The sequence below is a fragment of the Aureisphaera sp. genome (genome assembly GCF_059726885.1).
The window spans coordinates 486,568-499,273 of sequence record NZ_AP041051.1; the positions used below are offsets into that span (position 1 = coordinate 486,568).

Annotated in this window: 12 protein-coding genes and 2 riboswitches; all 12 genes read right to left on the bottom strand. The window is 40.7% G+C overall.

Going from position 1 to position 12,706, the window contains the following annotated elements:
* Window positions 1-18: 18 nt before the first annotated feature.
* The 12 genes from AC6JAD_RS02350 to AC6JAD_RS02405 all read right to left on the bottom strand — a co-directional run bounded on the left by AC6JAD_RS02350 (window position 19) and on the right by AC6JAD_RS02405 (window position 12,420).
* The gene (locus tag AC6JAD_RS02350; RefSeq protein WP_461302754.1) at window positions 19-771 is read right to left on the bottom strand and encodes a head GIN domain-containing protein; all 753 of its coding nucleotides are present in this window, start codon (window positions 769-771) and stop codon (window positions 19-21) included.
* Complete coding sequence (locus AC6JAD_RS02355; protein ID WP_461302753.1) at window positions 772-1,866, bottom strand: acyloxyacyl hydrolase; 1,095 nt, start codon at window positions 1,864-1,866, stop codon at window positions 772-774.
* Between the two features lie 18 nt (window positions 1,867-1,884).
* Window positions 1,885-2,841, bottom strand: a complete 957-nt coding sequence (gene metF, locus AC6JAD_RS02360) for a methylenetetrahydrofolate reductase [NAD(P)H] (protein WP_461302752.1) — start codon at window positions 2,839-2,841, stop codon at window positions 1,885-1,887.
* Window positions 2,842-5,511 (bottom strand): methionine synthase, encoded by a 2,670-nt coding sequence (gene metH / locus AC6JAD_RS02365; protein ID WP_461302751.1) that lies wholly within the window; start codon window positions 5,509-5,511, stop codon window positions 2,842-2,844.
* A 10-nt stretch (window positions 5,512-5,521) separates the two neighbouring features.
* Window positions 5,522-6,463: a threonine ammonia-lyase gene (locus AC6JAD_RS02370; protein ID WP_461302750.1), complete on the bottom strand. Its 942-nt coding sequence runs from the start codon at window positions 6,461-6,463 to the stop codon at window positions 5,522-5,524.
* Complete coding sequence (locus AC6JAD_RS02375; protein WP_461302749.1) at window positions 6,460-7,467, bottom strand: homocysteine S-methyltransferase family protein; 1,008 nt, start codon at window positions 7,465-7,467, stop codon at window positions 6,460-6,462. The genes AC6JAD_RS02370 and AC6JAD_RS02375 overlap by 4 nt, the downstream gene beginning before the upstream one ends.
* Before the next feature lie 69 nt (window positions 7,468-7,536).
* Window positions 7,537-7,642: riboswitch (SAM riboswitch) on the bottom strand.
* 66 nt (window positions 7,643-7,708) lie between these two features.
* Entirely contained in the window at window positions 7,709-8,341 is a 633-nt protein-coding gene (locus AC6JAD_RS02380) for a phosphoadenosine phosphosulfate reductase domain-containing protein (protein WP_461302748.1), read from the bottom strand.
* Window positions 8,342-8,415: 74 nt separating this feature from the next.
* Entirely contained in the window at window positions 8,416-8,832 is a 417-nt protein-coding gene (locus AC6JAD_RS02385) for an RrF2 family transcriptional regulator (RefSeq protein WP_461302747.1), read from the bottom strand.
* 35 nt (window positions 8,833-8,867) lie between these two features.
* Entirely contained in the window at window positions 8,868-9,290 is a 423-nt protein-coding gene (locus AC6JAD_RS02390; RefSeq protein ID WP_461302746.1) for an OsmC family protein, read from the bottom strand.
* 6 nt (window positions 9,291-9,296) lie between these two features.
* Window positions 9,297-10,085 (bottom strand): pyrroline-5-carboxylate reductase, encoded by a 789-nt coding sequence (proC, locus tag AC6JAD_RS02395; RefSeq protein ID WP_461302745.1) that lies wholly within the window; start codon window positions 10,083-10,085, stop codon window positions 9,297-9,299.
* 10 nt (window positions 10,086-10,095) lie between these two features.
* Complete coding sequence (locus AC6JAD_RS02400) at window positions 10,096-11,238, bottom strand: homoserine dehydrogenase family protein (RefSeq protein WP_461302744.1); 1,143 nt, start codon at window positions 11,236-11,238, stop codon at window positions 10,096-10,098.
* Window positions 11,239-11,250: 12 nt separating this feature from the next.
* Entirely contained in the window at window positions 11,251-12,420 is a 1,170-nt protein-coding gene (locus AC6JAD_RS02405; protein ID WP_461302743.1) for a trans-sulfuration enzyme family protein, read from the bottom strand.
* 123 nt (window positions 12,421-12,543) lie between these two features.
* Window positions 12,544-12,655, bottom strand: a riboswitch (SAM riboswitch).
* Window positions 12,656-12,706 lie beyond the last annotated feature (51 nt).

Sequence of the window (12,706 nt, forward strand, 5' to 3'; positions counted from 1 at the left end):
GAATGGCGCAAATATACACTAATCTTGAAAAATTAAGCGGCCAGTATAAATTTCTTCTACATCTATTATAGACGGCCTGTTCAACGAAATAACATCTCCCGTACTCAGAATTTGCCCCCTTATTCGTTCCTGTGGATTCACAATCATTTTGTTCGCACTTCTATGAAGGATACGTACATCGTTCGCAATAAGATTTGGGCCTTCGAACCTAGGCGCTTCATCCTGAAACGCAATACTAAGATTTTCGGTAACACCATCTATGTAAAAACCGCTATATCCGTTAGCATCTACCCGGAAGTCTTCACAATCAACAGTCATGGTGAAATCACCACTTTTTCTTGAACCTTCTATTCCGCCCGAAGTATTACTGATAAGTTCCAGGAAGGGAAATCTAAGTACACCTTCCCCCACAACATGAAACTCGCTACTATTTCTAATTTCAGTGAGTATTGGGGTGGTAACAATGGCCTTGGTTATTCCAAAATCCCGAACAAAATTACAACGGTTATTGTCCTTCACTACAAGGGTTTCACCTTCTACCGTAACCACCACATCATTGATAAGGTTCTCGCCAGTTTCAATGAGTACTTCTTGCACATCGCCTTGGCGAATGAGTAAGGAAACATCGTCTTCGATACGGATTTTTGAAAATACCGGAAGCGTAAATTGAGTCACTATGGCATCCCCCTTGGTCTGAAAGCAATCCAAAGCATCCTCACTATTACAACCAAGGACACTAAAAAACATCGTTAAAAGGACAAATTTTTTCATTTACAATCGTATACCTATTCCAAATTCTATAGCCTCTGCATTGGCTCCATGTGTTTTCACAGTCGCAACACCAAACCACTTATTAGTGAAGTAATGTTTTACCCCAACTCGGGAATACACCCGTATTTCATATTCATAAGGCCAATAAAGATAGTACCCCACTTGTGCAGGAATTGCAATGGTTCCCATCCTAAATTCATGCCCTACAAAGACACCTACCCGTTTGTAATCTTCATCGCCATTTAGCGTACTGCTATTAAAAGCCAGTGCCCGGTATTCAATTTCCTTTTCCAGGAACTTCGAAAAGAAGGCTTCCACTCCAAATTGAAGGGTGCTTTTGTAATTTAACCGCTTATCTGCAAAGGCCGTGAGCACCCAAAATGGATGCTGCCCCAACCCAATTATATCCCCTTCGTTTACTCCCCCACGGATCAGAAAATTGTATGTGACTTTTTCTGAAAAATCCTCCTCAATGGAATCCTCTACATATTCCACAGGTGTATCTGAACTGAAATTGTAAGTAACTCCGGCATTTAAGGCCACCACATTGGTTCCCGTATTGGGTGCCTTAAAACTTCCGTTAGAATGATGTACAAAGACAAGACCGGCCTGAAGGCCCAATCCTTGCACAATGTCCTGTTTCTGAAAGTTGATCATCATATAAGTGGAGGCCATAAACGAACTCCCGTATGCCGTATTCTTAAAATTGGAATCTATATCGAAGGGATCTGTGGTATAAGCTATTCCTTGGCCTAAGCGGAATTGAAGGTTCCTTTTCAGGAAATAAAAATTATAATGGCCATACAGTCCAAAATTTCTATCGAGGGACACTCCATTAAAATCCTGGTATATAAAAGAAGCACCCCAATCCGGATAATTGTAGGCACGCTGCCAATATTTTTCCCCGAAAGTCTTTCGATTGTAGGAAAGGATGAATCCTTGTGGCTGATTGGTCACCAAATGTGCCACATTCTTATTGTGCCTTAACATGGCCCCATAGTAGTACTGGCCATCCCAATAGCTAGTTTCCCCTACGTGTTCTTGTGAAAAAAGTGTCCCGGGGAAAAGACAGCATAATATCACATACCGTAGCATGCAGGTAAAAATAACAATTTAAAAAATCTGGGAGGCAATAGACTTGATATTATCGCTTTTCCCCATAGAATAATAATGTAATACTGGAACTCCAGATGCTACTAATTCCTTACTCTGGGCCACACACCATTCGATACCAACTTGACGCACCTCATTGTTATCCTTGCACTTAACGACTTCCATAATAAGTTCGTCTGGTAATTCAAGGCTAAAACGATGTGGAATTAAGTTTAGTTGCTTTTTGGTGGCAATGGGTTTTAATCCAGGTATAATGGGAACCGTTATTCCCTCTGCACGGCATTTGTTCACAAAATCGAAATACCGCTTGTTATCGAAGAACATCTGGGTAACTATATACGTAGCCCCCTTTTTTATTTTCTTTTTCAGGAAGTGAATATCACTATCCAAACTAGGGGCTTCCATATGCTTTTCGGGGTATCCAGCTACTCCGATACAAAAATCGGTTTGTGCCTGATTTTGAATATCCTCATCTAAATACACCCCATTATTCAAATTTGTAATCTGGCTTACTAACTCACTTGCATAATTGTGTCCTTCTTTTTCGGGGGTGAAATATGTTTCACTTTTTACCGCATCTCCCCGTAGTGCCATTACATTGTCGATTCCCAAGAAATTTAAATCGATTAGGAAATTTTCCGTATCCTCTTGGGTAAACCCACCGCACAGAATATGCGGAATGGCATCTACATTGTATTTATTTTGAATAGCGGCACAAATCCCTACGGTTCCAGGACGTTTTCTTACTACCTGCTTTTGCAACAATCCGTTTTCTACTTCTTTATACACATATTCCTCCCTATGATAGGTGACATCGATAAATGGAGGGTTGAATTCCATTAACGGATCGATACTTTCGAATATAGATGTAATATTCTGACCCTTTAATGGGGGTAGAATTTCGAAGGAAAATTGTGTATTCCCGTTTGCCTTTGCAATATGTTCGGTTACTTTCATTTAATCTGCTATATTGGTTCGAAGCCATTTGGTGGCTTCATGTACCGAGATTCCCTTTCTCTGGGCAAAATCAGTTATTTGGTCTTCTTTTATCTTTCCCAATCCGAAATAACGGGATTCGGGACTTCCGAAATAATAACCCGAAACGGAAGCTGCAGGCCACATGGCCAGGTTTTCGGTAAGTTGCACCCCAATCTCCTCTTCCACTTTTAACAGCTCCCAAATGGTCAGCTTTTCTAAGTGATCTGGACAGGCAGGATATCCTGGAGCAGGACGAATTCCTCGATACTCTTCCTTAATTAAGGAGTCGTTGGTCAGGTTTTCATCGCTAGCATATCCCCAAAACTCCTTTCTAACATGTTTGTGCAAGTATTCGGCAAAGGCTTCGGCCAAACGATCTGCCAAGGCCTTTACCATAATACTATTGTAATCATCATTCTCTTTTTCATAGGATTGAGCCAATTCCTCTGTTCCGAAACCAGCCGAAACACAAAAACAGCCTATATAATCTTGTCTGCCAGATTCTTCAGGGGCTATAAAATCTGCCAAGGCGATATTGGGTCTTCCCGCTGCCTTTTTACCTTGTTGTCGAAGCGTTCTGAACAGATATTCTTCAGAGTTATACTTTACCGATATATCATCGTCACCTATTGTATTGGCTTCGAACAAACCAAATATAGCTTGAGCCACCAATAATTCTTCATCAATAATTTTTTGAAGCATGTTTCCTGCATCCAGAAATAGGTCCGTAGCTTGTTGTCCTACCACCTCGTCATTCAAAATATTTGGAAATCTACCGTGTAAATCCCAGCTTCTAAAAAAAGGGGTCCAATCTATATAGTCCTTCAGAAGTTCTATATTAAATTTTTCAATCTTTTGAATCCCTAAAGTGTTGGGCTTGATTATTTCTGCAGAATTCCAATCTACCTTAAACTTATTGGATCTTGCTGCCTCAATACTGATATAATTTTTCGTTTTCTGGCGATTCAAAAAGCCTTCCCGAAAGTGTGCATAGTCTTTTTTCAAGGTATCGATATAGACTGCTTTTTTATCTTTTTGAAGTAAATCGCCCACAACTGTCACGGCCCTTGAGGCATCATTTACATGTACCACGGCATGTTTGTACTGAGGGTCAATTTTTACCGCTGTATGTGCCTTGCTCGTAGTCGCACCTCCAATCAGCAATGGCACTTCAAAATCCTGCCGTTGCATTTCCTTGGCTAAGAAAACCATCTCATCTAAAGAAGGAGTAATCAGTCCACTTAATCCAATAATATCGACATTGTGCGCTTTAGCTTCAGCAATTATTCTTTCTGGAGGTACCATGACTCCTAAGTCAACTATTTCGTAGTTATTACAGGCCAACACGACCGATACAATATTCTTTCCAATATCATGAACGTCCCCTTTTACGGTTGCCATCAAAATCTTCCCAGCTGAGGAAGTGACCTCATCCTTTTCGGCGGCAATATAGGGTTCTAAATAAGCAACCGCTTTTTTCATTACCCTAGCAGATTTTACCACCTGTGGCAAAAACATTTTCCCACTACCAAAAAGATCCCCTACCACATTCATCCCAGTCATTAAATGACCTTCGATCACCTGGATAGGTTTTTCTGACTCTTTTCGAGCCTGCTCCACATCCTCAATGATAAATTGATCAATTCCCTTTACCAAAGCCCTTGTAATTCGATCCTGTATGGGTTCTTCTCGCCAAGAAAGGTCTATCGTCTTTTCCTTTTTGACTCCCTTTACCGTTTCAGCAAAGTCCAAAAGTCGTTCGGTAGCATCCTCCCTTCTATCCAATAGCACATCTTCTACATGCTCTAATAGATCTTTAGGGATATCGTCATAGACCTCTAACATGGCTGGGTTAACGATACCCATATTCATTCCGGCTTCAATTGCATGGTACAGAAAAGCGGAATGCATGGCTTCACGTACCGTATTGTTTCCTCGAAAACTGAACGATACATTACTAACACCTCCACTTACACTGCAATATGGAAGGTTCTTACGAACCCAACGCGTGCCTTCTATGAAGTCTAAGGCATTTTTCCGGTGTTCCTCCATCCCAGTTCCCACTGGGAAGATATTGAGATCGAATATGATATCTTCTGGTGGGAATTTGACCTGATCTACCAAAACCCGGTAGCTCCGTTCGGCAATCTCTATTCGTCTTTCATAAGTATCTGCCTGACCCACTTCATCGAAAGCCATAATAATTACGGCAGCACCATATCTTTTTATAAGCTTTGCCTGGCGTATAAATTCATCTTCTCCTTCTTTTAAACTTATGGAGTTCACCACGCATTTTCCCTGCACTACCTGAAGTCCAGCTTCAATGATCTCCCATTTAGAACTATCAATCATAATGGGCACACGGGAGATATCGGGCTCGGCAACCACCAAATTCAAAAATTTGACCATGGCTTCCTTTCCGTCGATGAGGCCATCGTCCATATTTATATCGATAATCTGGGCTCCTCCTTCTACCTGATTTCGTGCAACGGCAAGGGCTTCTTCATAATTTTCCTCTTTTATTAATCGTAAGAATTTACGCGAACCCGCCACATTGGTTCGTTCACCCACATTTATGAAATTACTCTCGGGGGTTATAATCAAAGGCTCAAGGCCTGATAGTTTTAAATATCTAGTATCTCTCTCCATGGTAAACCCTTTAAAAAGGTAAGTTCTTGACGTCAATATTTCCCCCAGAGAGAATGATCCCAATCTTCTGGTTTTTGAATTTTTCTTTTTCGCGAAGCAACGCTGCAAATGGAACTGCACAGGAAGGTTCTATCACAATTTTAAGACGCTCCCAAATGAGTTTCAAGGAAACAATAATTTCTTCTTCCTCCACCCGAATTATTTCAGAAACCAATTGTTGTATAATTGGGAAGTTTTTATCTCCCAAATGAGTTCGCAATCCATCGGCTACCGTATTTGCGGTTTCATTGGTTTCTATTTTGCCCGATTTAAGGGAACGATAGGCGTCATCGGCATTGAACGGTTCACCTCCAATCACTTTACAATGACTCCCATAATAATGGGCGGCCAATGCAGTGCCCGCTATTAATCCACCCCCTCCTACAGGGGTCATAAGTATGTTCAATTCCGGTTGTTCATCCAATAATTCGACTGCGGCAGTGGCATTCCCTAGAATTACATCCATATCATTGGAAGGGTGCAGAAAAGTAGCACCTGTTTCCTGTTGGATATTTTTCGAAGCGGTTTCCCTTGCTGCCAATGTAGATTCGCACTCGGTAACAATGCCTCCGTATGCCTTTACTGCAGCTTTCTTCACTTCCGGAGCATTTTTTGGCATGACTATATATGCAGTCACCCCAAGGTTTTTAGAGGCTAAAGCTACTGCCTGGCCAAAATTTCCTGAAGAATGTGTTACTACTCCAGCATCTTTTTGTGTTTGTGATAGATTGCCAATTGCATTGAGTGCCCCACGCATTTTGAAGGCCCCCATTTTTTGAAAGTTCTCACATTTAAAGAACACCTCGCATCCAACCAATTCATTAAGTAAGGTGGATTGCAATACCGGGGTTCTGTGTGCAAAGGGCCAGATTTGACTGCAAGCGGCTTCTATGTCACTCTTTGTTGGAATCATATCACGGATTGTATTATTGGTCTGGGCTTATACTTTTTTGCCATCTCAGCGATAGCCTTTATATGGGGTGGAGTCGTACCGCAACATCCACCAATGATATTAATAAGTTGCTTATCGAGGTACTCCTGGATCTGAGCCGCCATCTGTTCCGGACTCTCATCGTATTCCCCAAAAGCATTAGGCAAACCGGCATTGGGATATGCCGAAATAGCAAAAGGGGTTCTATTGGCAACCACCTCAAGATGAGGAGTTAATTGCTTGGCACCCAAAGCACAATTAAAGCCAACACTCACAATGGGAATATGGGAAATAGAAATTAAAAATGCCTCTGCCGTCTGCCCAGATAAGGTTCTTCCGGAAGCATCGGTAATTGTACCGCTTACCATAATGGGAATTTCGATATCCCGTTCCTCTTTAACTTCCTCAATTGCAAAGAGTGCTGCTTTGGCATTGAGTGTATCGAAAATAGTTTCTACCAAAAGGATATCGGCACCGCCATCCAAGAGCGCTTCTGCCTGCTGTTTATATGCAATTCGAAGATCATCAAATGATATAGCCCTGAATCCTGGATCGTTTACGTCTGGAGATAGACTGGCCGTTTTGTTCGTTGGTCCCATGGCACCTGCTACAAATCGGGGTTTATCCGGCTCCTTTTCTGAAAATTGCGTGGCAACTTCCTTGGCAATTCTGGCACTTTCATAATTGAGTTCATACACCAGATCCTCCATATCATAGTCGGCCATGGCAATTGTAGTCCCAGAAAAAGTATTTGTTTCAACGATATCCGCTCCAGCCTCAAAGTACTTAGCATGTACTTCGGCAATGGCTTTGGGCTGTGTAATTGAAAGCAGATCATTATTTCCTTTTACCGATTTGTGAAAATTCACAAACCGTTCCCCACGGAAATCCGCTTCGGTAAATTCATACCGTTGTAGCATGGTGCCCATTGCGCCATCCAATATTAAAATACGTTCTTCGAGTGCTTTATATAATTTCTCTTTCATAGCAATTTTTGACATAGGTTAAGCTATATCATATTATAAAACTATCAAGAAAGATGAAAAAATCAGTTGGTGTTATCTATACCCATTAGGGATAGAATGTAGCACCTTCTCCGCACAGAACGAAGGGTTGCTAAGGCTTCACAGGGTCTATTCCCTCCACCTTTCTTGATAACATATCAATCTATTAATGAACTGCAGACAAAGTAACGGCATATAATTTTTATACGCAACCCTGCTGGCATTATTTTCCTAAATGAATTCCGCACTCCCTATGGGCAAGGGCTTTTACAGGATCGTAATAATCGAATTCTACTGGCAAATTGTATTGGTCCATATAGTCCAGTATAGCAGCATCGCTAAAATGGTAGAATGGGCTCACTTTGAGTATTCCATTTTCAGAAAAGCTCAAGATATCCAAAGAATCCCGAAACTCGGTTTGTCCCTTTCTAACATTCGTAAACCAAAGATCTGGTTGGTATTTATTCAGCGCCTTCTGAAAAGGCTCTAGTTTCACTTTTTCGGAAAAGAGTTGGTGATTAGGATTATCCAATTCAGGCCTTCCTAGCGTATGATCCAAAAAAGCTGTTGTGACATCTGGAGTAAATATGTCCAAGTTGAGATTAAAACGCTTGGTGAGATTTTGGACATGAGTATAGGTCGCTGTCGTATTATAGCCTGTATCGCACCAAACAACAGGAATATCCGGTTTCTTTTGAACACAGGCATGTAATATAGCAGAGGAATACGCTCCAAAGCTTGTACTAACAATAGGACTATTCGAAATTTCGAGGACAAATGCTATGATATCGCTTGGAGATTCGTACCTAAGGTTTTGGTTGAATAATTGAATGTTCTTCGATGAAATTTGCTTCATATTATATTTATCCTATAGATTTAATAGATTAAACAAAAATACGATCTTGTTTTAGATAAACAATAGCTCCCTAATTAATTCTCTGCAACAAAGTCTTTGAGTGTAGTATTTTCAAGGATAGATAGCGTGTTATCCCGAACTTGAATCATTAACTTATGCACACTGCATTGGTGTTCATCAGGACAGTCATGACACTTTTCATAAAAATTGAGGCTTACACAAGGCACCATGGCAATAGGCCCTTCCAGTACACGGTATACCCCGGCTATTGAAATTTCACTTGGGTTCTTAAGTAGGTAATACCCTCCCCCTTTTCCTTTTTTAGAGCCTAAGAAACCCGTTTTTCTCAGACTAAGGAGTATACTTTCCAAAAACTTTTGGGAAATATTCTCAGCTTCAGAAATCACAGAAATCTGTACTGGCTTCTCGTCGTCCTGTTTTGCAAGATAACTTAGTGCTTTAAGTCCGTATTTCGTTTTACGAGATAACATATATACTCTATTTACTTGATAAATATAATGGAAAACTACCCAATGGATTCGCCGTTTATGAGAATTTCATGAGAAACCCCTACACATCCTTCCAATGTAATGGATACCGAACAATACTTGTCAAAACTAAGGGCTGCAGCTCGCTTCGCTTTTATGGGGTCTATAGTTCCTTCTAGAAAAATCCGAACCAAGATAGAATCGAATGGCTTGGCCTGTCTAACCTCCTTGCGAAACCCTTCCACTTCCATGTGATAGCCCGTTATTTCTTGTTTCTGCTTCTTCAAAATAGCGATTACATCGATTGCGCTACACCCACCAACTCCCATTAGCAAGAGCTCCATAGGACTGGCTCCCGCTGCTCCATCTGCAGAAGTATTATCTATTGGGATGGGCACACCTGTTTTACCCTTTCCTTCGAACAAATAATCATTGTTTACACGATCCAAAACTATTTTCATATCTACTTACTTTTCAATTTTCTCATAGGAAGCTACAATCCCTTTTATGAGGGCAGAGCTAAATCCATTGTGTTCCATTTCATTTAAACCCGCTATGGTACATCCCCTGGGCGTGGTTACCTTATCAATTTCAAATTCGGGGTGCTCTCCATTCTGCATCAACAATTCCGCAGCTCCTTTTACCGTCTGATTAACAATTTTACCTGCTATATCGGCACTGAAACCAATTTGAATCCCACCTTGCACCATGGCCCTCATAAACCGAAGCACAAATGCAATTCCGCAGGCTCCCAATACGGTAGCAGATTCCATTAAATCTTCATTAATAAATACCGTTTCCCCTAATTCATCGAATATTTTGGAGACCCATTGTCGATGCCCCTCATCCTCATTGTTCATACAAATACATGTAATTGACTCCAAAATAGTCGTTGCAGTATTTGGCATGGCCCTAACCACAGTACCGGGGTTTTTAAGCCCTGATTCCAATTGAGCAATGGTAATTCCAGTAGCTAGGGAAATAACAATGTGATCCTTGGTAAAAGTGTTTTCAAATTCATTTAGAAAAGGGAGCATTTGGTGAGGCTTCAATGCAAGTACCACTACCTTAGAGTTGGTAATTGCATAGGCATTGTCTGAAGTAATTGTAATTCCACTTTCTTCAAAGTTCTCCAAACCCTTCAAATTTCGTTTGGTTGCAATTATTTGTTCTGGTGCAAAGGAGTTGCCTTCCAACAGTCCGTTAAGAATGGATTTACCAAGGTTTCCACAACCAATAATCGCCACATTTCCCATATATTCTAAACTAATTTAATTTTTCACTTAATCGCAATATATCACCAAAAACACCCCTCGCTGTCACCTGAGCACCAGCTCCTGCTCCCTGAATCACAATGGGACTGGAGCCATAATTCTCGGTATAAATTTCGAAAAGGGAGTCACTCCCTTTTAATTGTCCCAGCACCGAATTTTTTGGAACCGAAACCAATTGTACATCTAATTTGGCACCCTTTTCTTCAGATAAATCTCCGTGCAAATCACCTACATAACGTAACACATGATCTTTGGCTTGGTTCTTTTTCTTTATGTGAAAAGGAACATCCAATTCGGAAATATGCTCCAGAAAATCTTCTTTTGTAACCTTTCTTAGTTCCTTCGGAATTAGATTTTGAATGGTCACATCTTCAAATTCATTGTAAAGATCCAATTCACGAGCCAAAATTAGCAATTTTCTTCCCACATCGTTACCACAAAGATCTTCTCTTGGATCCGGCTCCGTAAGTCCATTGGCTATAGCACTTCGCAATACTTTGCTGAAGGATAGTTCGCTATCGGAAAAGATATTAAAAATATAGCTGAGAGAGCCAGAAAACACCCCTTTTATTCGCGTGATATTCTCACCTGAAAGATGGAGAAGCTTTATAGTGTCTATAAGAGGTAATCCTGCACCAACATTGGTTTCATATAGATATTCCCTGTCGTATCTTTTTAACTCCTGGCGTAGATTCTGATAAAAATCCAAGGATTTTGTATTGCCAATTTTATTTGAAGATACCAAGTGAAACCCATTCTGTACCAATAAGGGGTAATTTTCCACAAAATCCTTACTCGCCGTATTATCTATAGCAATAAGGTTTTTCAAGCCAAATTCTTGTGCAAAGTTGATAATTTTAGAGATGGGATACTCCTCGCCCTGTTCTAATTTATCATATTTCCATTGAGGGGAAACACCATCTTTATTTAGTAATACAGTCGTTGAATTGGCCACAGCAAATATGTTGATGTCCAGATTTCTTCTTCTTGAAATTTCTGTCTTTTCCTGTATTATCTGGTCCACTAGTTTCCCTCCTACGTTACCATGACCAAAAATGGCAATGTTTATTTTCTTTTTCTTAATCTGTTTAAGGTCGATTTTTGTTTGGACCTGAGTTTCTATATGTGCGCTCATAATGATCCTGAATTAAACGAGTTGTACATGTTTGCGTGAATTGGCAACCTCAAAAGCATTCTCGAGATCATAAATAAGGTCATTGGCCTCTTCTATCCCGCAGGATAAACGAATAAGGGAATCCTTGATTCCTGCTTGCAATCGCTTTTCCCCAGGCACAGAGGCATGGGTCATTTGTGGTGGATGGCAGAGCAAACTTTTTACCCCGCCCAAACTTTCAGCCAATTTGAAATATTCGGTAGAAGTAACAAACGTATTGGCCGCTTCTACCGTATCCTCCTTTAAGGTAAAGGACACAATACCGCCAAACCAACCATTTTGCTGGCGTTTCGCAATTTCATGGTTCTTATGCGAAACCAATCCTGGAAAATATACTTCCCCTACGGCATCGTGCTGCAGTAAATATTCGGCAACTTTCTGCGCATTTTCGCACTGTCGTTTGTATCTAATTTCAAGTGTTTCTATACCTCGAATGGTAAGAAAGCAATCCCATGGCCCTAAAATTCCACCGGATGCATTCTGAATGAACTTGATCTTTTCCGAAAGCTCAGCGGTTTTGGTAACCACCAATCCAGCCACCAAATCACTATGACCTCCAATGTATTTGGTCCCGCTATGAATTACAATATCCGCACCCAATGAAATTGGTTGCTGTGCAATGGGACTCGCAAAAGTATTATCCACCACCAAAAGTGCATTCACACTCTTGGCAATTTCAGAAATGGCAGCTATATCCGAGACTTTTAGCGTAGGATTGGTTGGGGATTCAATCCAGATAAATTTGGTATTGCTACTCACTGCATTGGCTACATTTTCCACATCGGTGGTATCAACATACTTTATGGATATTCCGAGTTTTTCGTACACATACGTAAATAAGCGGTAAGCGCCTCCATAGATATCATCTACAGCGACAATTTCATCACCAACAGACAATTGTTTTAGAACGGCATCGATAGCTGCAAGACCTGTAGCGAAGGCAAAGGCCCCATGCCCACCTTCTAATTGGGCTACCACTTTCTCTAAAGCCGCTCGGGTCGGGTTATTGCTTCTGGCATAGTCGAACCCTTTATTTACCCCTGGGGCTTCTTGAATAAAAGTGGATGTTTGATACACAGGAACACTTATGGCTCCGGTTAGTGGGTCACTGGGAATTGAATGAATAATTTTTGTTGCACTCATTTTTCTAATTTTTTGAGTTAATAAATTGATTAAACCAAAAAGTCAAAATGCGTCCTTGGACGTACTTCTATAGAAAAATGTTATTAAGAATTTGCCATCTTATTTCCGAGGGAAATAAGTGGATCGTTATCTATCTCCAGATTGCTCTGTTGTAGAATGTAGCACCTTCTCCGTATAGAACGAAGGGTTGCTAAGGTTTCATCGGGTCTATTCCCTCCACCTTTCTTGATAACATTTCAATAAAGATTTGAACTTTGTGAGTACAAAGATTGCAACACAAAATTGA

Bases quoted from the DNA above. Each gene is read 5' to 3' on its own strand.
- proC (WP_461302745.1), bottom strand. From the start codon at position 10,085: ATGGGAAATGTGGCGATTATTGGTTGTGGAAACCTTGGTAAATCCATT.
- AC6JAD_RS02375 (WP_461302749.1), bottom strand. From the start codon at position 7,467: ATGAAAGAGAAATTATATAAAGCACTCGAAGAACGTATTTTAATATTG.
- AC6JAD_RS02355 (WP_461302753.1), bottom strand. From the start codon at position 1,866: ATGCTACGGTATGTGATATTATGCTGTCTTTTCCCCGGGACACTTTTT.
- AC6JAD_RS02385 (WP_461302747.1), bottom strand. From the start codon at position 8,832: ATGTTATCTCGTAAAACGAAATACGGACTTAAAGCACTAAGTTATCTT.
- AC6JAD_RS02370 (WP_461302750.1), bottom strand. From the start codon at position 6,463: ATGATTCCAACAAAGAGTGACATAGAAGCCGCTTGCAGTCAAATCTGG.
- AC6JAD_RS02350 (WP_461302754.1), bottom strand. From the start codon at position 771: ATGAAAAAATTTGTCCTTTTAACGATGTTTTTTAGTGTCCTTGGTTGT.
- AC6JAD_RS02390 (WP_461302746.1), bottom strand. From the start codon at position 9,290: ATGAAAATAGTTTTGGATCGTGTAAACAATGATTATTTGTTCGAAGGA.
- metF (WP_461302752.1), bottom strand. From the start codon at position 2,841: ATGAAAGTAACCGAACATATTGCAAAGGCAAACGGGAATACACAATTT.
- metH (WP_461302751.1), bottom strand. From the start codon at position 5,511: ATGGAGAGAGATACTAGATATTTAAAACTATCAGGCCTTGAGCCTTTG.
- AC6JAD_RS02380 (WP_461302748.1), bottom strand. From the start codon at position 8,341: ATGAAGCAAATTTCATCGAAGAACATTCAATTATTCAACCAAAACCTT.
- AC6JAD_RS02400 (WP_461302744.1), bottom strand. From the start codon at position 11,238: ATGAGCGCACATATAGAAACTCAGGTCCAAACAAAAATCGACCTTAAA.
- AC6JAD_RS02405 (WP_461302743.1), bottom strand. From the start codon at position 12,420: ATGAGTGCAACAAAAATTATTCATTCAATTCCCAGTGACCCACTAACC.